The sequence below is a fragment of the Longispora sp. NPDC051575 genome, from assembly GCF_040681875.1.
Taxonomy (GTDB): Bacteria; Actinomycetota; Actinomycetes; order Mycobacteriales; family Micromonosporaceae; genus Longispora.
Genome location: NZ_JBFAZP010000008.1, coordinates 568,308 through 588,877 on the forward strand (window position 1 = coordinate 568,308; position 20,570 = coordinate 588,877).

Here is a 20,570-nt window from a genome sequence, read left to right on the forward strand (position 1 = left end):
CCGTACGGCGCGCCCACTTCCCGGAATGTCGGGTCACCCGCTGGGCGGCCACCCCCGCCCTCGCATATGTTGACGACGGCGAAGGGGAATGACATGGCCTGGTGGAACCGAGCGCCCGCGCGGGTGGCCGGCATGCTCGTCCTCGTCGCGGTCGGGGCCCTCGCCGGCTGGCCCGGCTGGGGCGGCCTGGCCGGGGCCGTGGCCGGCTACCTGCTCGCGCACACCGTCGGCTGGTCCGTGGACCGCGCCCGGGGCCGGCCGCGCCGCCCGGGGCCGCCGCCCGCGCAGGCCCAGCGCTACCAGTTGCGCACCACCACCCTGTCCGGCTCGATCGTCGCGGGGCTCGGCTTCGGCCTGCTCGGGATGGTCACGCTGTTCGCCACCCTGGGCCTGATCGGCAACGCGGCGGCCCGCAGGTTCGCGGTGGGCGCCCCGTTCCTGTACCTGACGGTCCTGCTCGTCCTGATCGTCGGCGGCGTGTTCTGGCTGCGCCGGACGGTGCTGTCCGACGTCGAGGTGACCCTGGGCGGCGCGACGCTCGTCCTGCGCGCCAAGGGCCGCAGACAGGACTGGCAGGAGCTCCGGCTGCCCGTGGACGCGGTCGAACGGGTCGACGCGTTCTCCGACCCGTTCGGGGCGGCCCGCTGGCTGCGGGTCGACGCGGGCTCCTACGGCCGGTTCGAGCTGCGGTCCTCGGGCATCCTGGCGGGCAAGCGGGCCCAGGCGGCGATCGGCCGGCTGACCGTGGACCTGCTCGACCGGGTGGGCGCGGACCGGCGGTCCCGGCCGTTCGTGGCCCGCTGGGGCACGTACCGATACGACATCAGGAAGAATCACTCCTCGTGACCGAGACTCTGGCACCCGAGATCGCCGCCCGACTGAAACGCGACGCCGACGGCCTGGTGGCCGCGATCGCCCAGCAGCACGACACCGGCGAGGTGCTGATGCTCGCCTGGATGGACGACGAGGCGCTCCGCCGCACCCTGGCCACCGGCCGGGCGACGTACTGGTCGCGGAGCCGAGGGGAATACTGGGTCAAGGGCGACACGTCCGGTCATGTCCAGCGGGTGCTGTCCGTGGACCTGGACTGCGACGGCGACGCCCTGCTCCTGAAGGTGGACCAGACCGGTCCCGCCTGCCACACCGGCGCACCGAGCTGCTTCTTCACCCCTTTGGAGTTGGCATGACCACCGGCGAGATCCTCCCGGACGAGGCGACGTTCCACGCACTGGCCGCCGGCCGCCGGGTGGTGCCGGTGACCCGCCGGCTGCTGGCCGACGCGGAGACCCCGGTCGGGATGTTCCGCAAGCTGGCCGGCGGGCCGGGCACGTTCCTGCTCGAATCGGCGGAGTCGGGCGGCGTCTGGTCCCGGTACAGCTTCATCGGGGTCCGGTCCTGCGCCACGCTCACCGAGCGCGACGGGCGCGGCGTGTGGCTCGGGGACCCGCCGGCCGGCGTACCCGTCGAGGGTGATCCGCTGGAGATGCTCCGCGCGACCGCCGAGCTGCTGGCCTCGCCCCGGGTGGAGGGCCTGCCGAGCCTCACGGGCGGCCTCGTCGGCTACCTGGCCTACGACATCGTGCGCCGGATCGAGAAGCTCCCGGTGATCGCGGAGGACGACCTGCACCTGCCCGAACTGGGCATGCTGCTGGCCACCGACCTGGCCGTCCTGGACCACCTGGACGGCTCGGTCCTGCTGATCGCCAACGCCATCCTCCCCGAGGCCGGCGCTTCGGGAGGCGACGCCTACGCCGACGCCGTCCGCCGGCTCGACGCCATGGCCGCCGCGCTCGCCCAGCCCACCCCGCCGATGGTCGCCACCATGACGAGGATGCCGGCGGAGCACGTCGCCGGGCGGACCCCCGAGGGCGGTTACGGCAAGGCCGTCGAGGTCGCCAAGGAGGCGATCCGGGCCGGGGAGTGCTTCCAGATCGTGCCCTCGCAGCGGTTCGAGACGGACACCGACGCCGACCCCCTGGACATCTACCGGGTACTGCGGGCCACGAACCCCAGCCCGTACATGTACCTGCTGCGGTTCGACGACTTCGACATCGTCGGCTCCTCCCCGGAGGCGCACGTCAAGGTCACCGGCCGCCGCGCCCTGCTGCACCCGATCGCGGGTACCCGGCCGCGCGGCGCCACCCCCGAGGAGGACACGGCGCTGGCCCACGAGCTGCTCGCGGACCCCAAGGAGCGCGCGGAGCACGTGATGCTCGTGGACCTGGGCCGCAACGACCTGGGCCGGGTCTGCGTGCCGGGCAGCGTGCACGTGCCGGAGTTCTTCCAGGTCGAGCGGTACAGCCACGTGATGCACATCGTGTCCACGGTCGTCGGCGAGCTGGAGCCGGACCGCACGGCCCTGGACGCGCTGACCGCGACCTTCCCGGCCGGCACGCTGTCGGGCGCCCCGAAGGTCCGCGCGATGGAGATCATCGAGGAGCTGGAGCCGACCCGGCGCGGCCTGTACGGCGGCACGGTCGGCTACGTCGACTTCGCCGGCGACCTGGACATGGCCATCGCGATCCGCACGGCCCTGATCCGCGACGGCCGGGCGTACGTGCAGGCCGGGGCCGGGGTGGTCGCGGACTCCGACCCGGCGACGGAGGACCTGGAGACCCGCAACAAGGCGGCGGCGGTGCTGTCGGCGATCGCCTCGGCGGGCACGATGCGCCCGGCGGGCCCGACGACGCCCGCCGAGCCGGCCCACGGGCACCCGGCCCCGCCGGCCGGCGCGAAGGTCGCCGACGGGTGGCAGGGGACCGGCTGATGGCCGCCGACCCGGACCCGACCCCGGCGGACCACACGGCACCCCCGACGGACCACGCGGCACCTCTGGCGGACCACACGGCACCCCGGACGGGCCACGCGGCACCCCGGACGGGCCACGCGGCACCTCTGGCGGACCACACGGCACCCCGGACGGGCCACGCGGCACCTCCGGCGGACCACACGGCACCCCCGACGGGCCACGCGGCACCTCCGGCGGGCCACGCGCCATCCCCGGCGGACCACGCGTCGGAGCGGCCCCCCGGCGACCGCGCCGCACCGCGCGACCCCGCCGGGGACCACCCGGCCGGGGACCGTTCCCTGGCCGCGCGCCTCACCGGCGGCCGTGGCCTCGCGTACACCGTCGTGGGTGTCCTGGTCTTCGCCGGTCTGGCCCTCTGGCTGGGCACCCGCCCCTGGCTGGTCGAGCTGGTCGCCCGCCCCGACCCGCTCCCCGCGGAACGCCTGACCCGCTCGGGCGCGGACACCACCGGGTGGCTCAACCCCTCGGCCGTCGTGGCGATGGCCGGCGCGGGCGCCCTGCTGGCCACCAGGGGCCTCGGACGCCGCCTGGTGGGTGCGCTCCTGGTCCTGGCGGGCCTGGGCGTCCTGGCGGCCTCTGGGTACGGCCTGGACGCCGACGGCGCGGCCCGGGTGCTCCTGCCCGCCGGCAACGCGCTGTCCGGCCTGGCGCTGTGCGCGGCGGGCGCGGCGACCCTCCGGTTCGGCGCGGGCTGGCCGACCATGGGCGCGCGCTACGAGCGCGGAACGGAGCGGAAGGACGACATGTGGTCGGCCCTGGATCGGGGGGAGGACCCCACCCGCCCGGATGGTCACCACTTATCCTGATAACGCGGTGAAAAGATCCGAGGTTAACGCCCGAGTCGCCAAGAGGTCGCGCATTATGCACGATTCCGTGACGTGAGGTGGGACATACCCCGGGTCCGGGTCCCTGAGTTCCTGGCCCTACGATCGGCCGCATGGCGCCCGGAGAGGGGAGTCCGCGGTGAGTGTGCTGGACGAAATTTTGGCCGGGGTTCGCGAAGATGTCGCGTCCCGCCAACAGCAGGTTCCGTTAGAGCTGGTCAAGGAGCGCGCAGCCGCCGCTCGGCCGGCGCTCGACGCCTATGCGGCACTCCGTGCCCCGGGGGTCGGGGTGATCGCCGAGGTGAAGCGTTCCTCGCCGTCGAAGGGTGCCCTCGCGGACATCCCCGACCCGGCGGATCTGGCCGCGCAGTACGCGGACGGCGGGGCGCGGGTGATCAGCGTCCTCACCGAGGGCCGCTGGTTCGGCGGCAGCCTCGACGACCTCGCGGCCGTGCGTGCGGCGGTGAACGTGCCGGTGCTGCGCAAGGACTTCGTGGTGTCGAGCTACCAGGTGCACGAGGCCCGGGCCTACGGCGCCGACATGGTGCTGCTGATCGTGGCCGCGCTGGAGAAGAACGTGCTCGTCGGGCTCCTCGAACGGATCGAGTCCCTCGGCATGGCAGCTCTGGTCGAGGTGCACGACGAGGACGAGGCCGACATCGCCCTGGAGGCCGGTGCCCGGCTGATCGGCGTGAACGCGCGCAACCTGAAGACCCTGGAGGTCGACAGGTCGACGTTCGAGCGGATCGCGCCGGGGCTGCCCAACAACGTCGTCAAGATCGCCGAGTCCGGGGTACGGGGTCCGCACGACCTCATCCGGTACGCCTCGGCGGGCGCGGACGCGGTGCTGGTCGGCGAGGGCCTGGTGACCCAGAAGAGCCCGAAGGACGCGGTGAAGGAACTGGTGAACGCCGGCAACCATCCGGCGACGCCACGGCCGGCACGCTGATCTCGCCAGCGGGGGGAGTGCGGGGTAAGGTGCGCGGGTGAATTTGGCATCGATCCCCAGCCCCTCCGTGGGCGTGTGGCACCTCGGTCCGCTGCCGATCCGGGGCTACGCGCTCTGCATCGTGCTCGGCATTGTCGTGGCCTGCTGGATCACCGAGGTACGGATGCGCCGACGGGGCGCGCCGAAGTACGCGGTGCTCGACGTCGCGGTGTGGGCGGTGCCGTTCGGCATCGTCGGCGCCCGGCTCTACCACGTGGTCACCTCCCCGCAGGCGTACTTCGGTGCGGCCGGTGAGCCGATCAAGGCCCTCTACATCTGGGAGGGCGGCCTCGGCATCTGGGGCGGTGTCGCGGGCGGTGCCCTGGGCGCGTGGATCGCGTGCCGCAGGATGGGCCTGCCGCTGCGGATGGTGGCCGACGCGCTGGCCCCCGGGCTGCCCGTCGCGCAGGCGATCGGCCGGTTCGGCAACTGGGTGAACAACGAGCTGTTCGGCGGTCCGACCACCCTGCCCTGGGGTCTCCAGGTGCACGAGTGGGACTCGACGACCGGCCGCGCGCTCACCGGCCCGGACAACCAGCCGCTGCTCAAGGACGGCCTCTACCACCCCACGTTCCTCTACGAGGCCGTGTGGAACGTCGGGGTCGCGGGCCTGGTGATCTTCGCGGAGCGGCGCTTCAAGCTCGGCTGGGGCCGGGCCTTCGCGCTGTACGTGATGGGCTACACCGCCGGCCGGTCCTGGATCGAGGCGATGCGCACCGACACGGCGAACGAGTTCCTGGGTGTCCGGATCAACGTGTGGGTCTCGATCGCGGTGTTCCTCGGCGCGCTGGCGTACTTCGTGGTGAAGCGCGGCATGCCCCAGGAGAAGCTGGTCACGATCGGCGACGAGCTGCGCCCCGTACCCCTCGACTGGGAGCCGGAGCCCGGCACGGCGGCGAAGGTGGACGGCGACCGCGAGGACGACGGGTCCGAGGATCCGGACCCCGGGGCGCCCGACCCGGAGACCTCCGGGCCCGAGGCCGCCGAGCCCGACACCGAGCCCGACGCCGAGGCGACGACCGCCGAGGCCGACGCGGCGGCCGTCGAGCCCGACACCGACGGGGATCCCGAGCCGGCGGAGCCCGCCGGAGCCCCCGCCGAGACGGCGACAAACGTGGATAAAACAGAACAGAAGTAACGCGAGTATCCTGGGTCGAGCGGAAAAGAATGGGAGACCCTCAAGCATGGCGAAGATCGACGCGGTAGTCACCGGGGCCGGCGGGTTCATCGGCGGACACCTCACCAGGGCACTCCTCGCGGAGGGCAAGACCGTCCGAGCGGTGGACATCAAACCCCTCAACGAGTGGTACCAGAGGTTCGACACCGCCGAGGAGGTCGTCGCCGACGTCTCCCTGTTGCAGGACGCGCGCGCCGTGGTCGACGGCGGGGCCGGCGAGGTGTTCAACCTGGCGGCCGACATGGGCGGCATGGGCTTCATCGAGAACAACAAGGCCGCCTGCATGCTGTCGGTGCTCACCAGCACCCACGTGCTGATGGCCGCCAAGGAGGCCGGCGTCGACCGGTTCTTCTACTCCTCCTCGGCCTGCGTCTACGCGGCCGACAAGCAGACCGACGCCGACATCGTCGCGCTGAAGGAGGAGGACGCCTACCCGGCCATGCCCGAGGACGGCTACGGCTGGGAGAAGCTGTTCTCCGAGCGCCTCGCCCGGCACTTCCGCGAGGACTACGGCATGGCGACCCGGATCGCCCGCTTCCACAACATCTACGGCCCGAACGGCACCTGGGACGGCGGCCGCGAGAAAGCCCCCGCCGCCGCGTGCCGCAAGGTCGCCAACGCCGTGCTGACCGGCAACCACGAGATCGAGATCTGGGGCGACGGCCTGCAGACCCGCTCGTTCACCTACGTGGACGACTGTGTCGACGGCATCCTCCGGGTCACCCGGGGCCACTTCGACGAGCCGATCAACGTGGGCTCCTCCGAGGTCGTCACGATCAACGAGCTCTACGCCCTGGTCGCCGACATCGCCGGCGTCGAGCTGAGCTACAAGCACGTGCCCGGCGCGCTCGGCGTCCGTGGCCGCAACAGCGACAACACGCTGATCCTCAAGGAGTTCGGCTGGGAGCCCTCGACGCGGCTGCGCGACGGCATCGCCCAGACGTACGCGTGGATCCTGGAGCAGGCCAAGGCCCGGGCCGCGGGTCTGGCGTACACCAACTGATGTCAGGGCTGCATCCCCGGTCGGAGGGGCAGGCCCCGCCGATCCAGCGGGTCGACGTCCTCGGCGTCGGCGTGTCCGCGGTCAACATGGACATGGCCGTCGAGGAGGTCACCCGCTGGGTCGACCAGCGCGAGCGGCACTACGTGTGCGTCACCGGCGTGCACGGCGTGATGGAGTCGCAGCGCGATGCCGACCTGCTGCGGATCCACAACGAGTCGGGCCTGACCACGCCCGACGGCATGCCGATGGTGTGGGCGGGCCACCAGGCCGGCGCGGACTGGATGACCCGGGTCTACGGCCCGGACCTGATGCTCACCGTCCTGGCCCGCGCGGCCGAACGCGGCTGGGGTTCCTATCTCTACGGCGGCAACGACGGCGTGCCCGAGCTGCTCGCCGCGAAGCTCACGGAGCGGTTCCCCGGCCTGAAGATCGTCGGGATGCACTCCCCGCCGTTCCGGCCGCTGACGCCCGAGGAGGACGACGCGATCGTCCGCGAGATCAACTCCTCGGGGGCCGAGCTGGTCTGGGTCGGGCTGTCGACGCCGAAGCAGGAGCGGTGGATGGCGGCGCACGTCGGCCGGTTGGACGCGCCCGCGCTGTTCGGGGTGGGCGCGGCGTTCGACTTCCACGCGGGGCTCGTGCCCCAGGCCCCGGCCTGGATCCAGAAGCGCGGCCTGGAGTGGGCGTTCCGGCTGACCAAGGAGCCGAAGCGGCTGTGGCGGCGCTACTTCCGCAACAACCCGGCGTACCTGTGGCAGACCCGCAAGCGCAAACCCTTCCTGCGATAACCCTTTCTTCGGGTACGAGAAGCCCCGGCCGCCGACGTGGTGGCCGGGGCTTCCTGCTGTCCCGCCCCACCCCGGCCGGCACCCTCCACCCGGTCTGCGACCGAACCGCCGGGCCGGGTATGCCATTCTTCATCTTCGATGGATGATCAACGTTCAAGACCTCTTGAATGATGGCTCCCGGCGTTGCTAGGCTCGCCCGACATTCCCCCCAGAGCGGAGATTCCCATGAAGTCTCGCCTGCGTTCCGTACTGGTCGGCCTCGTCGCGGCCGTCGTCTCGGCCACCGCCCTCACCCTGGGCGCCACCTCGCCCGCCGCCGCCGCGTTCGGCGACGAGACGTTCGGCTGCCGCATCGCGCCGGGCACGATCTTCACCTGGAGCGCGGGCTGTCACGACAGCATGCCGGCGACCACCTACAACGTGGCCTTCCAGGTGCAGAACCTCTCCGGCTCCTACACCTACTCGTGGAACATCAGCGGGCCGTACACCTCCGTGATCACCGGCTGCACCTCGTCCTCGGTGGCCTGCGCGGTGTCCGTGCCGGGCGGGGCGTTCGACAGCGAGATCTACGCGACGGTCACCTACAGCCAGGGCGGACAGAGCCTGACCCGGTACTCGGTCGCGATCCTGCGCGCCCGCTGCGGCGACATGCTCTGCTGAGGCCGCGCCGCCCGCCGTACCCGTCGCGTGTTTTCCGTGGGGGACGGCGGGCGGCCTAAACCTCGCGCCGCGACGGATTTCCGACATTACACACAGTGACTCCCGGCGGTACGCTACTGCCATGTTGCCCGCCGGCGCGAACCTCGGCGTCCGCACCGCCGGCTGTGGCGCGGCCCTGGTGTTCTACGTGCCCGCCGCGGTCCTCGCCTGGCTGCTCGCCCGGCTGCTCCCCGACGACCTGCCGTGGTGGGGCCGGTTCGCGGTCGGGGTGTTCGTGCTGATCGTCTTCTCGGCGGCCCTGCTGCTCGTCGTCTCCCAGGTCGACCACTGGATCCGCGCGTCCCGCGACCGGGTGCCGCGGGCGGGCTGGGTCTTCTTCGCCGCGGGCCTGCTGGCGGGTGTTCCGGTGGCGTATCTGGGTGCCGAGCTGTTGTCGCGACTATTCTGAATGTGCCAATTCATCCGCTCGTTACTTTGATCACAAGACGGGTGTACTGCTAGACACCTCCGGTCGCGTACACTCAGTTCCACCTACCGGGCCGACGCTGTCCCGCCACCATGCGACCGCGTCAGGAGGCTCGATGCCTGGTTCCCGCATCCCCGCACTCCAGGGCCTTTACGATCCCGCCAACGAACACGATGCCTGTGGCGTCGCCTTCGTGGCGGACCTTCGTGGCGCGTCCCACGATGTGGTACGCAAGGGGCTCTCCGCCCTGGTTCGCATGGAGCACCGGGGCGCGCAGGGCGCGGATCCGGGGACCGGCGACGGCGCGGGCATCATGATCCAGATCCCGGACGCGTACTACCGGGCCACGGTCGACTTCGACCTCCCGCCGCCCGGCCACTACGCCACCGGCCTCGTGTTCATGGAGACCGACGACACCCGGGTCCTGGAGAAGTTCGCGATCGCCGAGCACGCCCACATCCTGGGCTGGCGCGACGTCCCCACCGACGAGACGGGCCTCGGCCAGGACGCCGTCGACGCGATGCCCCTGATCCGGCAGGTCTTCCTCGCCTCGGACGAGGGCAAGAGCGGCATGGACCTCGAACGCGTCGTGTACTGCGTCCGCAAGCAGGCCGAGCGCGAGTCCCGCGAACGCGGCGCGCCCCTGTACTTCCCGTCGCTGTCCACCCGGACCGTCGTCTACAAGGGCATGCTCACCCCCGCCCAGCTGGGCACGTTCTTCACCGAGCTGACCGACCCCCGGATCGTCAGCTCGCTGGCGCTGGTGCACAGCCGGTTCTCCACCAACACGTTCCCGTCGTGGCCGCTGGCGCACCCGTACCGGCTCGTCGCGCACAACGGGGAGATCAACACGATCAAGGGCAACCGGAACTGGATGGCCGCCCGCGAGGCCCTGCTGGACAGCACCGTGCTGCCCGGCCGGATCCGGCGGCTGTTCCCGATCGCCACCCCCGGGGCCAGCGACTCCGCCACGTTCGACGAGGTGCTCGAACTGCTGCACCTGTCCGGGCGGAGCCTGCCGCACGCGGTGCTGATGATGGTGCCCGAGGCCTGGGAGAACGACCCGGACATGGACCCCGCGAAGCGGGCGTTCTACCAGTTCCACGGATCGCTGATGGAGCCCTGGGACGGGCCGGCCTGTGTCGCGTTCACCGACGGTACCCAGATCGGGGCCGTCCTGGACCGCAACGGCCTGCGCCCCGCCCGCTGGTGGCGCACCTCCGACGACCTGGTCATCCTCGCCAGCGAGGCCGGGGTCGTGGACCTGGACCCGGCCACCGTGATCGCCAAGGGCCGGCTCCAGCCGGGCCGGATGTTCCTGGTCGACACCGCCGCGCACACGATCGTCTCCGACGACGAGGTGAAGGCGTCCCTGGCGGCGGAGCAGCCCTACACCGACTGGCTGCACGCCGGGCTGATGCACCTGGAGACCCTCCCGGAGCGCGAGCACATCGTCTACACCCACGCCTCGGTGCTCCGCCGGCAGCAGACCTTCGGCTACACGGCCGAGGAGCTGCGTCTCCTGCTGGGCCCGATGGCCTCCTCCGGCGCGGAACCCCTCGGTTCGATGGGTACCGACACGCCGATCGCCGCGCTGAGCAAGCGCCCCCGGCTGCTGTACGACTACTTCAGCCAGCTGTTCGCGCAGGTCACGAACCCGCCGCTGGACGCGATCCGCGAGGAGCTGGTCACCAGCGTCGCGACCACCATCGGGCCCGAGCACAACCTGCTCGACCCGGGGCCGGCGAGCTGCCGCCAGATCACCCTGCCCTACCCGGTGATCGACAACGACGAGCTGGCCAAGATCCTGTCGATCGACGAGGACGGCAACCTGCCCGGCTTCCAGGCCGTCCGGGTCTCCGGGCTGTACCGGGTCGCCGACGGCGCGGCCGGCCTCAAGGCCCGGATCACCGAGATCTGCCGGCACGTGTCCGAGGCGATCGAGGACGGCGTCCGGATCCTGGTGCTGTCCGACCGCGACTCCACCGCGGACCTGGCCCCGATCCCGTCGCTGCTGCTCACGGCGGCGGTGCACCAGCACCTGGTCCGCGAGCAGACCCGCACCCGGGCGTCGCTGGTCGTCGAGTCGGGCGACTGCCGGGCCGTGCACCACGTCGCCCTGCTCATCGGGTACGGGGCGGCGGCGGTCAACCCGTACCTCGCCCTGGAGTCCGTCGAGGACCTGATCAGCACCGGTGGGCTCGCCCTGGAGCCGGCGAAGGCCACCCGCAACGTGGTCAAGGCGCTCGGCAAGGGCGTGCTCAAGGTGATGAGCAAGATGGGCATCTCCACCGTCAGCTCGTACTGCGGCGCGCAGGTCTTCGAGGCCATCGGCCTGTCCACGGAACTCGTCGGCCGGTACTTCGCGGGCACCACCGCCCGGCTCGGCGGCATCGGGCTGGACGGGGTGGCCGACGCGGTCGCCCGCCGGCACGCGGCCGCCCACGGGGGCGCGACGGAACTGGGCACGGGCGGGGAGTACCAGTACCGGCGCGACGGCGAGGTGCACCTGTTCAACCCGGAGACCGTGTTCCTGCTCCAGCACGCGACGCGGTCGAAGCAGTTCGACGTGTTCCGCAGGTACACGTCGAAGGTCGACGCTCTGACCGCCGACAGCGGGTCGTTGCGCGGCCTGTTGGGCTTCACCGACACGGAGCCGGTGCCGCTGGACGAGGTCGAGCCGGCGTCGGAGATCGTGAAGCGGTTCAACACCGGCGCGATGTCCTACGGCTCGATCAGCGCCGAGGCGCACACCGACCTGGCGATCGCGATGAACCGGCTCGGCGGCAAGTCGAACACCGGCGAGGGCGGCGAGGACCCTTCGCGCCTCTATGACCCTGAGCGACGGAGCGCCGTCAAGCAGGTGGCGAGCGGCCGGTTCGGCGTGACCAGCGAGTACCTGGTCAACGCCGACGACATCCAGATCAAGATGGCCCAGGGCGCCAAGCCCGGCGAGGGCGGCCAGCTGCCCGGCAACAAGGTCTGGCCCTGGATCGCCAAGACCCGGCACTCCACGGCCGGCGTCGGGCTGATCTCGCCGCCGCCGCACCACGACATCTACTCCATCGAGGACCTGGCTCAGCTCATCCACGACCTGAAGAACGCCAACGACGCGGCGCGCATCCACGTCAAGCTGGTGTCCGAGGTCGGCGTGGGCACCGTCGCGGCCGGCGTGGCCAAGACCAAGGCCGACGTCATCCTGATCTCCGGCCACGACGGGGGCACCGGCGCCTCGCCGATGAACTCCCTGAAGCACGCCGGCGCGCCCTGGGAGCTCGGGCTCGCCGAGGCCCAGCAGACCCTGCTGCTCAACGGCCTGCGCGAACGGGTCACGGTGCAGGTCGACGGCCAGCTCAAGACCGGCCGGGACGTGGTCGTGGCCGCGCTGCTCGGGGCCGAGGAGTACGGCTTCGCCACCGCCCCACTGATCGTGCAGGGCTGCGTCATGATGCGGGTCTGCCACCTGGACACCTGCCCGGTGGGCATCGCCACCCAGGACCCGGTGCTCCGGGAGCGCTACACCGGGAAGCCCGAGTTCGTGGAGAACTTCTTCCTGTTCCTCGCCGAGGAGGTCCGCGGGTACCTCGCGGCCCTCGGGCTCCGGTCGATCGACGAGGCCGTGGGCCGGGTCGAGCTGTTGAGGCAGACCTCCGGCGACCTCGACCTCGCGCCGGTGCTGCACATGCCGGACGTGGACTCCGCGCGGCGGCGCACCACCACCCAGAGCCACGACCTGTCGAAGATCGACCTGGACCTGGTGTCCCGGTGGACCCCGGGCCGGCCGCTGCGGGCCACCGTCGACGTGCACAACACCGACCGGTCGGTGGGTACTCTGCTCGGTTCCGCCGTCACCCGGCACGCCGGCGGCGCGGGCCTGCCCGACGGCACGATCGACATCACCCTGCGGGGTACGGCCGGCCAGTCGTTCGGCGCGTTCCTGCCGCGCGGCGTCACCCTGCGCCTGTACGGCGACGCCAACGACTACGTCGCCAAGGGGCTGTCCGGCGGGCGGATCGTGCTCCGGCCGTTCGTCTCCGCCCGGTTCGCCGCGTCCGCGCAGGTCATCGCGGGCAACACCATCCTGTACGGCGCCACGTCCGGTGCCTTCCACGCCTCCGGCCAGGTCGGCGAGCGGTTCGCGGTCCGCAACTCCGGGGCGCTCGGCGTCGTGGAGGGCGTGGGCGACCACGGCTGCGAGTACATGACCGGCGGCACCGTCGTCGTCCTCGGCCGCACCGGGCGCAACTTCGCGGCCGGCATGTCCGGCGGCGTCGCGTACGTGCTCGACCTCGACCCGCTCATGGTCAACCGCGAGCTGGTCGACCTGGAGCCGGTCGCGGATCCGGCCGCTCTGAAGGGCATCGTCGCCCAGCACCTCGAACTCACCGGCTCCACGACGGCGGCGCTCCTGCTGTCCGAGTGGGACCCGGCGCGGTTCACCCAGGTGATGTCCCGGGAGTACAAGGCGGCGCTGGCCGTGGTTTCCGAAAGGCAGGTCGTCCATGCCTGATCCGAAGGGTTTCCTCACCCACGGCCGCCAGACGGCCCCGCGCCGGCCGGTGCCGGTCCGGATCTCCGACTGGCGCGAGGTCTACCTGCCCGCGTCCGACGAGCTGCTCACCGCCCAGGCGTCGCGGTGCATGGACTGCGGCATCCCGTTCTGCCACGACGGCTGCCCGCTCGGCAACCGGATCCCGGACTGGAACGACCTGGTCCGCACCGGGCGCTATGACGCGGCGGCCGAGCAGCTCTACGCCACGAACAACTTCCCGGAGTTCACCGGCCGGCTGTGCCCCGCCCCGTGCGAGGCCGCGTGCGTGCTCGGCATCGCGTCCGACGCGGTCACGATCAAGCAGGTCGAGCAGGCGATCGGGGACCGGGCGTCCCTGGCGCCCCTCCTTCCGTCCCTGTCCACCGGGCGGCGGGTGGCCGTCGTCGGCTCCGGGCCGGCCGGGCTCGCCGCCGCGCAGCAGCTCGTCCGGGCCGGGCACGCGGTGACGGTGTTCGAGCGCGACGACGCCCCGGGCGGGCTCCTGCGCTACGGCATCCCGGACTTCAAGCTGGAGAAGACGGTCCTGGAGGCCCGGCTCGACCAGCTCCGCGCCGAGGGCGTCGTGTTCTCCTGCGGGGTGGAGGTCACGGACGTGGCGGCCCTGCGCGCCGAGTTCGACGCCGTCCTGCTCGCCGTCGGGGCCCTGGCCGGCCGCGAGGTCGACACCCCCGGCCGGCAGTTCTCCGGCGTGCACCAGGCCATGGAACACCTGGTCGAGGCCAACCGGTGGATCGCGTTCGGCGAGCAGCCGGCCATCGACGCCGCCGGCAAGCACGTCGTCATCATCGGCGGCGGGGACACGGCCGCCGACTGCCTGGGCGTCGCCCACCGGCAGGGCGCGGCCTCCGTGACCCAGCTCGACCGGTACCCGGTGCCGCCCACCAGCCGCGACGGCGAACGCGACCCGTGGCCGACCTGGCCCTGGCTGCTGCGGGACTACGCCGCGCACGAGGAGGGCGGCGAGCGCGCCTTCGGGGTGGCCGTCTCCGAGTTCGAGGGCGCCGACGGCCGGGTCACCGGCGTGCGGATCGACGAAGTGACCGTCGTGGACCGGGTCGCGACCCCGGTGCCCGGTACCACCCGGGTGCTGCCCGCCGACCTGGTACTCCTCGCGATCGGGTTCGCCGGCACCGACTCGCCGCTCGGCCTCGCCCAGGGCGGTCGGATCCCGGCCGCCGACGACTGGCAGACGGCCGTCGACGGCGTGTTCGTGGCCGGGGACGCGCACCGGGGGGCCTCGCTCATCGTGTGGGCGATCGCCGAGGGGCGCGCGGCGGCCTCTTCGATCCACAGTTACCTGGGGGCGCCGGGGGCGCTGCCCGCGCCGGTCAGCCCCGCATCACGGGCACTCGCTGTGTAGTGCGGAGTCCGGGGGCGGGCCGCTATCCGGCCAGGCCCCCGGGCCGCTCAGATGCCGATCGTCGTGCGAACGGCCAGAACGGCTGCCGTGACAGGTCCCCTCTGAGTCTGGATCTTTCCTCCGGAGATGATTTTGTTCTGCCAGATCGCTGCTTCGCGTCGCCAGTCCACCTCTGTGGCCAGCTTCCGATAGAGCAGGTGCCGCTCCTCGTCTGGAAGATCCTTGGCCACGAAGCCGATCCGGCCGATCACGTTGAGCCCCGTCGCGGTCATGTTGATGTACTGCTGGCGGAATTCGGGGATGGGATTCGTCTCCCCGGTCTCGGGCAGAGCCACGATCGACTTCCACGGTTCCATATGCTCGGTGAGGATCTGCACGAGCTCGGTCGCCCGGCTGACGAACACATCCTGCTGCTGCTCCCGTCCGAGGAGCTGCGCGGCTTTGGGCGCTAAGGTGTCCTCGCTCATGGCGTAGTCGCCGAACAACAGCTCCTTCACCATCGCGCGCACCTGGTTGAGTAGGAACACCGACTGGGACATCTTCGGAAGCGTCTTCGAGGTCTGGTCGATTCGCCCGCAGAACAGGGGAGTCTCCGCGACGAACCTCGACAGGACCCTGTTGATGGGTTCCCTCATGTTGTACGCCGCGAGGAGGCTGGCCGGGATCGGCTTCGTCTGGGCCGCGTCGGCGAAGTCCTGGTGGATCCTCTCGCGGACATTCTCGAACACGATCATCACCGCGAGCCCATCGGTGCGGAGATCCTCGTTGATCTCGACCGCGCCGCCGGACTGACCCCGCCCGCCAATCTGCCCGACCAACGCGGCGATGCGGTGTTGCCCGTCGGTGATGCTGAACCTCGTCTCGTCCTGGATGACCATGAATCCCGTACGTGTGGGGGCCTTGCTGACCGGTGCGTGGACCGACAGCAGCTCGCCCGCGCTCAAGGTGACCGGCGGAAGCATGTAGTAGGAGCTGTTGGCCAGGACATAGTCCCGAATGGACCGGGCGTGGTCGGTCATCAGGGGACGGTTGGTCGCGTCCTTGGGGTTGCCGCCCTTGGTCGCCGAGTCGAACCGGATGTGTTTGGCGATGAACGTCATGGGAAAGCTCGTCGAGATGACGGTCCTTTCCCCCTGACGGAAGACGATGCCGGGAAAGATTCGGGCACCGGTGGCACTGGCCTCATCGTGGGCGGCTGCCTGTGCGGCGGCCAGCGTGGGGTGTTCTTGCACTGTGGAGACTACGGGCGACACGGTGGTTTCACTCCCGATGTGGGCGACAGGGAACTCATTGCCGGGCTGTGGTCAGGATTTCGTGCGGTACACGCTGTCGCGGTGCGCGATGGCAACCACCAGCACGGTCAGTGAACCGTTGTTGATCATGTAGACGATGCGCCAGTCGCCGACCCGGAGGCGTAGTAGGCGGGGGTCGGAGACGAGCGGGGTGCAGCCGGCCGGGCGGGGATTCACGCTCAGGCCGTCGATTTTTGTGCCGATCCGAGTGCGGGTCGCCCGGTCGAGCTTGCGGAGCTGCCGCGCCGCCTCTGGGTCGAGTTCGATTCTCAGGGGTGCGGAGGGTTCGTGAGTGCCATGCTCGGGGATATGCGAGCTCATGAACAGAAATGCTCCGTTTGCGTGCTCAGCGCCTGGCGTCGTTTTAGTCACGAGCATGGCTAGGTGTCCGAATGACATGTCAGGCTAGCATCATGCGAAGACGCATGGCAACGCGTAGGGGAGTTTTTACGCGCAGAAGCGCGCGTAAATGAGAGCCGAGCGGCTAGATCTCCTCGGGTTCGTCGAGTTCGGCACGTAGCGCCGACCACTCGACGGTGGGTTCGCCACTCTCGATGCGCGTCAGGGCGTCGTGTGCCAGCGCGGCAAGGTGGTTGTCTTCGAGTTCCTCGGCGGCCACGGCCACATTGACCGGAACGATGGCCGCGATCCGCTGCCCGTGCCGGGTGAGATAGGTGATCGCACCCGCGTAGGCCGCTTCGTTGACCACCCTGGCGAGCTGCTCCCGTGCGTCGGTGACGGTGAGTTCGCGCGCTACCTCGGACATGCCTCGACTGTACGGGCTGTACGTTCTGTACGCCATGTTCGAGGGAGTGACCCCGGCAGCCGCGCGCTTGCGAAACGGCCTGGTAGCGACACCTTTTCGCAAAGTGTCGCTACCAGGGGCCTGGGGCGCTACATGCTCGGCGGGGCCGAGTACACCGCGTTGCAGTACCGGGCGAGCTTCTCCTCCGACACGTGCGTGGCCAGGTCCGCCTCGCTGATCATGCCGACCAGCATCATGTCGCTGTCCATCACGGGCAGCCGGCGGATGTGGTGGTCCTGCATCATCTGGATGACCTCGTCCTCGTCGGCGCCCGCGTCCACCCAGAAGATCCGGCCCTGGGCCAGTTCGGCGGCCGTGACCTTCGACGGGTCGAGGCCGTGCGCCACGCACTTCACCACGATGTCGCGGTCGGTGATGATGCCCTTCAACTTGTTGTCGGCCCCGCAGATGGGCAGCGAGCCGACCTGGCGGTCCCGCATCATCTGGGCCGCACGGTCCAGGGTCTCCATCTCCGGTACGCATTCCACCCCGGCGTGCATGATGTCCCGCGCGCTGCTCATGGTCCCTCCTCGGCTGGTCCTCCCCGTCTCCTGAGCATGCCGCCTGGCACGGACCGCCGCAGGTCGGATCCGAAATCCGCTCACTTCGGTTTCCCGACCGGCCCGCCGGTACCCATCGATGGGTTCGAATTAAATGCTTATGCGGGGTTTTCGCCATGGACGTCATGGTTCTCATCGTGGGACGACGGAGACCGGCGTCACGCTGGGCTAACACCCCGACTAGGCTCGAACACGTGACTCGTCGCGCGAAAATCGTCTGCACTCTCGGCCCTGCTACCTCCACCCCCGAGCGCATCCGCGACCTCGTCGAGGCCGGAATGGATGTCGCCCGCCTGAACTTCAGCCACGGCACGCACGCGGACCACGAACGGGTGTACCATCTGGTCCGCGAGGCCGCCGACGCCACCGGGCGCGCGGTCGGGGTGCTCGCCGACCTGCAGGGCCCGAAGATCCGGCTCGGCAAGTTCGCCAACGGCCCCGTCGAGTGGCGCAACGGCGACCGGGTCGTCATCACCAGCGACGACGTCCTGGGGACGGCCGAGCGGGTGAGCTGCACCTACAAGAAGCTGCCCGCCGAGGTGAAGACCGGCGACCGGCTCCTGATCGACGACGGCCGGCTCGCGCTGGAGGTCCTCGGGGTCGAGGGCGGCACCGACATCGAGGCCCTGGTCCTCGAGGGCGGCCAGGTGTCCGACAACAAGGGCATCTCGCTGCCCAACGTCGCGGTGTCCGTGCCCGCGCTGAGCGAGAAGGACGCGGCCGACCTGCGGTTCGCGCTCGGCCTCAAGGTCGACATGGTCGCGCTGTCGTTCGTGCGGTCCCCGGACGACATCAAGCTCGTGCACGAGATCATGGACGAGGCCGGCGGCCGGGTGCCCGTCCTCGCCAAGATCGAGAAGCCGGAGGCCGTCGAGCGGCTCGACGCGATCGTGGACGCGTTCGACGGCATCATGGTGGCCCGCGGCGACCTGGGCGTGGAGTTGCCGCTGGAGCAGGTGCCCCTGGTCCAGAAGCGCGCCGTGCAGATGTGCCGCGAGGACGCCAAGCCGGTCATCGTCGCCACCCAGATGCTCGACTCCATGATCGAGAACTCCCGCCCGACCCGCGCCGAGGCGTCCGACGTCGCCAACGCGGTGCTCGACGGCGCGGACGCGGTCATGCTGTCGGGGGAGACCTCGGTCGGCAAGTACCCGATCCTGACCGTCTCCACGATGGCCCGGATCATCGAGACCACCGAGGCCGGCGAGCTCAAGGCCCCGAAGCTCCGGCACGCCCCGAAGACCCCCGGCGGCGCGATCACGGCCGCCGCGTTCCAGATCGCCAACGCGGTCGACGCCCAGGCCCTCGTCGCGTTCAGCCAGACCGGCGACACGGTCCGGCGGCTGGCCCGGCTGCACTGCGAGCTGCCCCTGCTGGCGTTCACCCCCGAACCCTCGGTGCGCTGCCAGCTGGCGCTGTCCTGGGGCGTGGAGACGTTCCTGGTGCCGTTCGTGCAGCACACCGACGAGATGTTCCGCCAGGTCGACTCGGCGCTCCTCGGCCTCGGGGTGGCCACGCTCGGCGACTCGGTGATCATCGTCGCCGGCTCGCCCCCCGGGACGCCCGGCTCCACGAACACGATCCGCCTGCACCGCCTGGGTGACCTGACGGAGAATCGGTAGGTAGCCCGGCCGCCGTCGCGGCACCGGGGTCCGTCGCGGTCGCGGCGTGACACCGGGGGCCGCGGCGTGGCAGCATCGTGGTCCGCCGCCCGGCGGCACCGTGGTCGCCGCGTGGGGCAACCGGCCCCGGCGACCGTGGGCCGTCGGTGGCGGCTTAGTCGGGGCGTGGCCGCCGCCGCGCGGCACCGTGGTCCGCCGCCCGGCGGGGGCGTGGCCGCAGCGACGCGGCACCGTGGATCCGCCGCCTCGCGGCATCGAACGAAGTGGGATGACGCTGTGGCGATGGTCGGTCAAGAGGCGCTCGACGCCCTGCTGGAGGTCCTGGACCTGGAGCGGGTCGAGGTCAACATGTTCCGGGGCATCAGCCCCCCGGTCGGCCCCCAGCGGGTCTACGGCGGCCAGGTCGCCGGCCAGGCCCTCGTCGCGGCCGGCCGCACCATGGAGCCGGACCGCAGGGTGCACTCCCTGCACGGCTACTTCGTCCGGCCCGGCGACACGACCATCCCCATCGTGTACTCGGTGGAGAACATCCGCGACGGCCGGTCCTTCTCGGTGCGCCGGGTGACCGCGATCCAGCACGGCAAGCCCATCTTCTTCATGTCGGCCTCGTTCCACCGCGACGAGGGCGGCCGGGACCCGATGGACCACCAGAGCGACTCCCCGATCGACCTGGTCCCCGGGCCGGACGAGCTGCCGACGATGCTGGAGCAGCTGGAGAAGTACCCGGAGCGGGCCCAGATCTGGGCGGGCGTGCCCCGGCCGCTGGACGTGCGGTACGTGGGCGAGTCCGGCTGGACCCGCAGTGGGGACCGGCCGACGGAGCCCCGGCAGCGGGTCTGGATGCGGTTCGACGGCACGCTGCCCGACGATCCGCTGCTGCACGCGTGCCTGCTGACCTACGCCTCGGACCTGACCCTGCTGGACTCGGTGCTGTCCACGCACGGGGAGGTGTGGGGACCGGGCGGGGTGATCGGGGCGAGCCTGGACCACGCGCTGTGGTTCCACCGGTCGTTCCGCGCGGACGAGTGGTTCCTGTACGACTGCTGGAGCCCGTCGGCCTCCGGGGGCCGGGGCCTGGCCAACGGGCGGATGTTCACCCGGGACGGCCGGCATGTGGCGAGCGCCGTACAAGAGGGACTCCTCCGGCGCGTCGGCTGACGGAGGCCGTACCCTCCGATCATGAGACTCTCCGCCCGGGTTGACTACGCCCTGCGCGCCTGCGCCGAGCTCGCCGCGTCCGGTGAGAAGCTGGTGACGGCGGAAAAGCTCGCCCGCGCCCAGGACATTCCGCCCAAATTCCTCGAAAGCATCCTCGTGCAGCTGCGCCGGGGCGGGATCGTCAACGCCCAGCGCGGCCCCGAGGGCGGCTACTGGCTGGCCCGCCCCGCCGCCGACATCCACCTCGCCGAGGTGATCCGGGTGATCGACGGCCCGCTGTCGAACGTGCGCGGCCACCGGCCCGAGGACCTCGGCTACACCGGCACCGCCCGGGCGCTCCAGGAGGTCTGGATCGCGCTCCGGGCGGCCGAACGGCAGATCCTGGAGGAGGTCACCGTCGCGGACGTGGCGGCCGGCAAGCTCCCGGAGCGGATCACGGCGCTGGCCGCCGACCCGGCCGCCTGGTCCTAGACCACAGAGCCCTTCTCCGGGTACGCGCGGGCCGG

18 protein-coding genes and 1 pseudogene are annotated in these 20,570 nt (G+C 71.2%); 15 read left to right on the forward strand and 4 right to left on the reverse strand.

Features of this window, described 5'->3' with window-relative positions:
- Positions 1-93 precede the first annotated feature (93 nt).
- The 12 genes and pseudogenes from AB0M43_RS26755 to AB0M43_RS26810 all read left to right on the forward strand — a co-directional run bounded on the left by AB0M43_RS26755 (position 94) and on the right by AB0M43_RS26810 (position 14,627).
- Entirely contained in the window at positions 94-846 is a 753-nt protein-coding gene (locus tag AB0M43_RS26755; RefSeq protein ID WP_363728495.1) for a hypothetical protein, read from the forward strand.
- A complete protein-coding gene (gene hisI, locus AB0M43_RS26760) occupies positions 843-1,187 on the forward strand; it encodes a phosphoribosyl-AMP cyclohydrolase (protein WP_363728496.1) in 345 nt (114 codons plus the stop codon). The genes AB0M43_RS26755 and hisI overlap by 4 nt, the downstream gene beginning before the upstream one ends.
- Positions 1,184-2,671, forward strand: a pseudogene (locus AB0M43_RS26765) (anthranilate synthase component I); the annotation flags it as partial. The gene hisI and the pseudogene AB0M43_RS26765, both read left to right, overlap by 4 nt.
- A 461-nt stretch (positions 2,672-3,132) precedes the next feature.
- Positions 3,133-3,615, forward strand: coding sequence for a Trp biosynthesis-associated membrane protein (locus tag AB0M43_RS26770; RefSeq protein ID WP_363728497.1), 483 nt, complete (start codon positions 3,133-3,135; stop codon positions 3,613-3,615).
- Between the two features lie 163 nt (positions 3,616-3,778).
- Positions 3,779-4,582, forward strand: coding sequence for an indole-3-glycerol phosphate synthase TrpC (gene trpC / locus AB0M43_RS26775; RefSeq protein WP_363728584.1), 804 nt, complete (start codon positions 3,779-3,781; stop codon positions 4,580-4,582).
- Positions 4,583-4,619: 37 nt separating this feature from the next.
- Entirely contained in the window at positions 4,620-5,759 is a 1,140-nt protein-coding gene (lgt, locus tag AB0M43_RS26780) for a prolipoprotein diacylglyceryl transferase (RefSeq protein WP_363728498.1), read from the forward strand.
- Positions 5,760-5,805: 46 nt separating this feature from the next.
- Positions 5,806-6,801 (forward strand): NAD-dependent epimerase/dehydratase family protein, encoded by a 996-nt coding sequence (locus AB0M43_RS26785; RefSeq protein ID WP_363728499.1) that lies wholly within the window; start codon positions 5,806-5,808, stop codon positions 6,799-6,801.
- Positions 6,801-7,589, forward strand: a complete 789-nt coding sequence (locus tag AB0M43_RS26790) for a WecB/TagA/CpsF family glycosyltransferase (RefSeq protein ID WP_363728500.1) — start codon at positions 6,801-6,803, stop codon at positions 7,587-7,589. Before AB0M43_RS26785 ends, AB0M43_RS26790 begins: the two co-directional genes overlap by 1 nt.
- 225 nt (positions 7,590-7,814) lie before the next feature.
- Complete coding sequence (locus AB0M43_RS26795) at positions 7,815-8,249, forward strand: hypothetical protein (protein ID WP_363728501.1); 435 nt, start codon at positions 7,815-7,817, stop codon at positions 8,247-8,249.
- A 121-nt stretch (positions 8,250-8,370) separates the two neighbouring features.
- Positions 8,371-8,697, forward strand: a complete 327-nt coding sequence (locus AB0M43_RS26800) for a hypothetical protein (RefSeq protein ID WP_363728502.1) — start codon at positions 8,371-8,373, stop codon at positions 8,695-8,697.
- Positions 8,698-8,830: 133 nt separating this feature from the next.
- A complete protein-coding gene (gene gltB, locus AB0M43_RS26805; RefSeq protein WP_363728503.1) occupies positions 8,831-13,225 on the forward strand; it encodes a glutamate synthase large subunit in 4,395 nt (1,464 codons plus the stop codon).
- Positions 13,218-14,627, forward strand: a complete 1,410-nt coding sequence (locus tag AB0M43_RS26810; RefSeq protein WP_363728504.1) for a glutamate synthase subunit beta — start codon at positions 13,218-13,220, stop codon at positions 14,625-14,627. The genes gltB and AB0M43_RS26810 overlap by 8 nt, the downstream gene beginning before the upstream one ends.
- Before the next feature lie 47 nt (positions 14,628-14,674).
- On the opposite strand, the gene AB0M43_RS26815 is transcribed toward AB0M43_RS26810, so the two are convergent.
- From AB0M43_RS26815 to AB0M43_RS26830, 4 genes are all read right to left on the reverse strand, one after another.
- On the reverse strand, positions 14,675-15,859 hold the full coding sequence (locus tag AB0M43_RS26815) for a DNA sulfur modification protein DndB (RefSeq protein WP_363728505.1): 1,185 nt from the start codon (positions 15,857-15,859) through the stop codon (positions 14,675-14,677).
- A gap of 72 nt (positions 15,860-15,931) precedes the next feature.
- Positions 15,932-16,240: a type II toxin-antitoxin system RelE/ParE family toxin gene (locus AB0M43_RS26820; protein WP_363728506.1), complete on the reverse strand. Its 309-nt coding sequence runs from the start codon at positions 16,238-16,240 to the stop codon at positions 15,932-15,934.
- A gap of 163 nt (positions 16,241-16,403) precedes the next feature.
- Complete coding sequence (locus tag AB0M43_RS26825) at positions 16,404-16,685, reverse strand: prevent-host-death protein (protein WP_363728507.1); 282 nt, start codon at positions 16,683-16,685, stop codon at positions 16,404-16,406.
- Between the two features lie 128 nt (positions 16,686-16,813).
- Positions 16,814-17,245: a CBS domain-containing protein gene (locus AB0M43_RS26830; RefSeq protein WP_363728508.1), complete on the reverse strand. Its 432-nt coding sequence runs from the start codon at positions 17,243-17,245 to the stop codon at positions 16,814-16,816.
- A gap of 233 nt (positions 17,246-17,478) precedes the next feature.
- Here AB0M43_RS26830 and pyk point away from each other — a divergent pair, with 233 nt between their 5' ends.
- The 3 genes from pyk to AB0M43_RS26845 all read left to right on the forward strand — a co-directional run bounded on the left by pyk (position 17,479) and on the right by AB0M43_RS26845 (position 20,535).
- Positions 17,479-18,906: a pyruvate kinase gene (gene pyk, locus AB0M43_RS26835; RefSeq protein ID WP_363728509.1), complete on the forward strand. Its 1,428-nt coding sequence runs from the start codon at positions 17,479-17,481 to the stop codon at positions 18,904-18,906.
- Positions 18,907-19,188: 282 nt separating this feature from the next.
- Complete coding sequence (locus AB0M43_RS26840; protein WP_363728510.1) at positions 19,189-20,064, forward strand: acyl-CoA thioesterase II; 876 nt, start codon at positions 19,189-19,191, stop codon at positions 20,062-20,064.
- Between the two features lie 21 nt (positions 20,065-20,085).
- Positions 20,086-20,535 carry an Rrf2 family transcriptional regulator gene (locus AB0M43_RS26845; RefSeq protein WP_363728511.1) on the forward strand — a complete coding sequence of 150 codons (450 nt, stop codon included), beginning with the start codon at positions 20,086-20,088 and terminating at the stop codon, positions 20,533-20,535.
- Positions 20,536-20,570: the final 35 nt, after the last annotated feature.

What these genes read in the sequence shown, in the direction of transcription:
- AB0M43_RS26755 (WP_363728495.1), top strand. Translation starts at nt 94, where the DNA reads ATGGCCTGGTGGAACCGAGCGCCCGCGCGGGTGGCCGGCATGCTCGTC.
- AB0M43_RS26785 (WP_363728499.1), top strand. Translation starts at nt 5,806, where the DNA reads ATGGCGAAGATCGACGCGGTAGTCACCGGGGCCGGCGGGTTCATCGGC.
- AB0M43_RS26790 (WP_363728500.1), top strand. Translation starts at nt 6,801, where the DNA reads ATGTCAGGGCTGCATCCCCGGTCGGAGGGGCAGGCCCCGCCGATCCAG.
- AB0M43_RS26795 (WP_363728501.1), top strand. Translation starts at nt 7,815, where the DNA reads ATGAAGTCTCGCCTGCGTTCCGTACTGGTCGGCCTCGTCGCGGCCGTC.
- AB0M43_RS26800 (WP_363728502.1), top strand. Translation starts at nt 8,371, where the DNA reads ATGTTGCCCGCCGGCGCGAACCTCGGCGTCCGCACCGCCGGCTGTGGC.
- gltB (WP_363728503.1), top strand. Translation starts at nt 8,831, where the DNA reads ATGCCTGGTTCCCGCATCCCCGCACTCCAGGGCCTTTACGATCCCGCC.
- AB0M43_RS26810 (WP_363728504.1), top strand. Translation starts at nt 13,218, where the DNA reads ATGCCTGATCCGAAGGGTTTCCTCACCCACGGCCGCCAGACGGCCCCG.
- AB0M43_RS26820 (WP_363728506.1), bottom strand. Translation starts at nt 16,240, where the DNA reads ATGAGCTCGCATATCCCCGAGCATGGCACTCACGAACCCTCCGCACCC.
- AB0M43_RS26825 (WP_363728507.1), bottom strand. Translation starts at nt 16,685, where the DNA reads ATGTCCGAGGTAGCGCGCGAACTCACCGTCACCGACGCACGGGAGCAG.
- AB0M43_RS26830 (WP_363728508.1), bottom strand. Translation starts at nt 17,245, where the DNA reads ATGAGCAGCGCGCGGGACATCATGCACGCCGGGGTGGAATGCGTACCG.
- AB0M43_RS26840 (WP_363728510.1), top strand. Translation starts at nt 19,189, where the DNA reads ATGGTCGGTCAAGAGGCGCTCGACGCCCTGCTGGAGGTCCTGGACCTG.
- AB0M43_RS26845 (WP_363728511.1), top strand. Translation starts at nt 20,086, where the DNA reads ATGAGACTCTCCGCCCGGGTTGACTACGCCCTGCGCGCCTGCGCCGAG.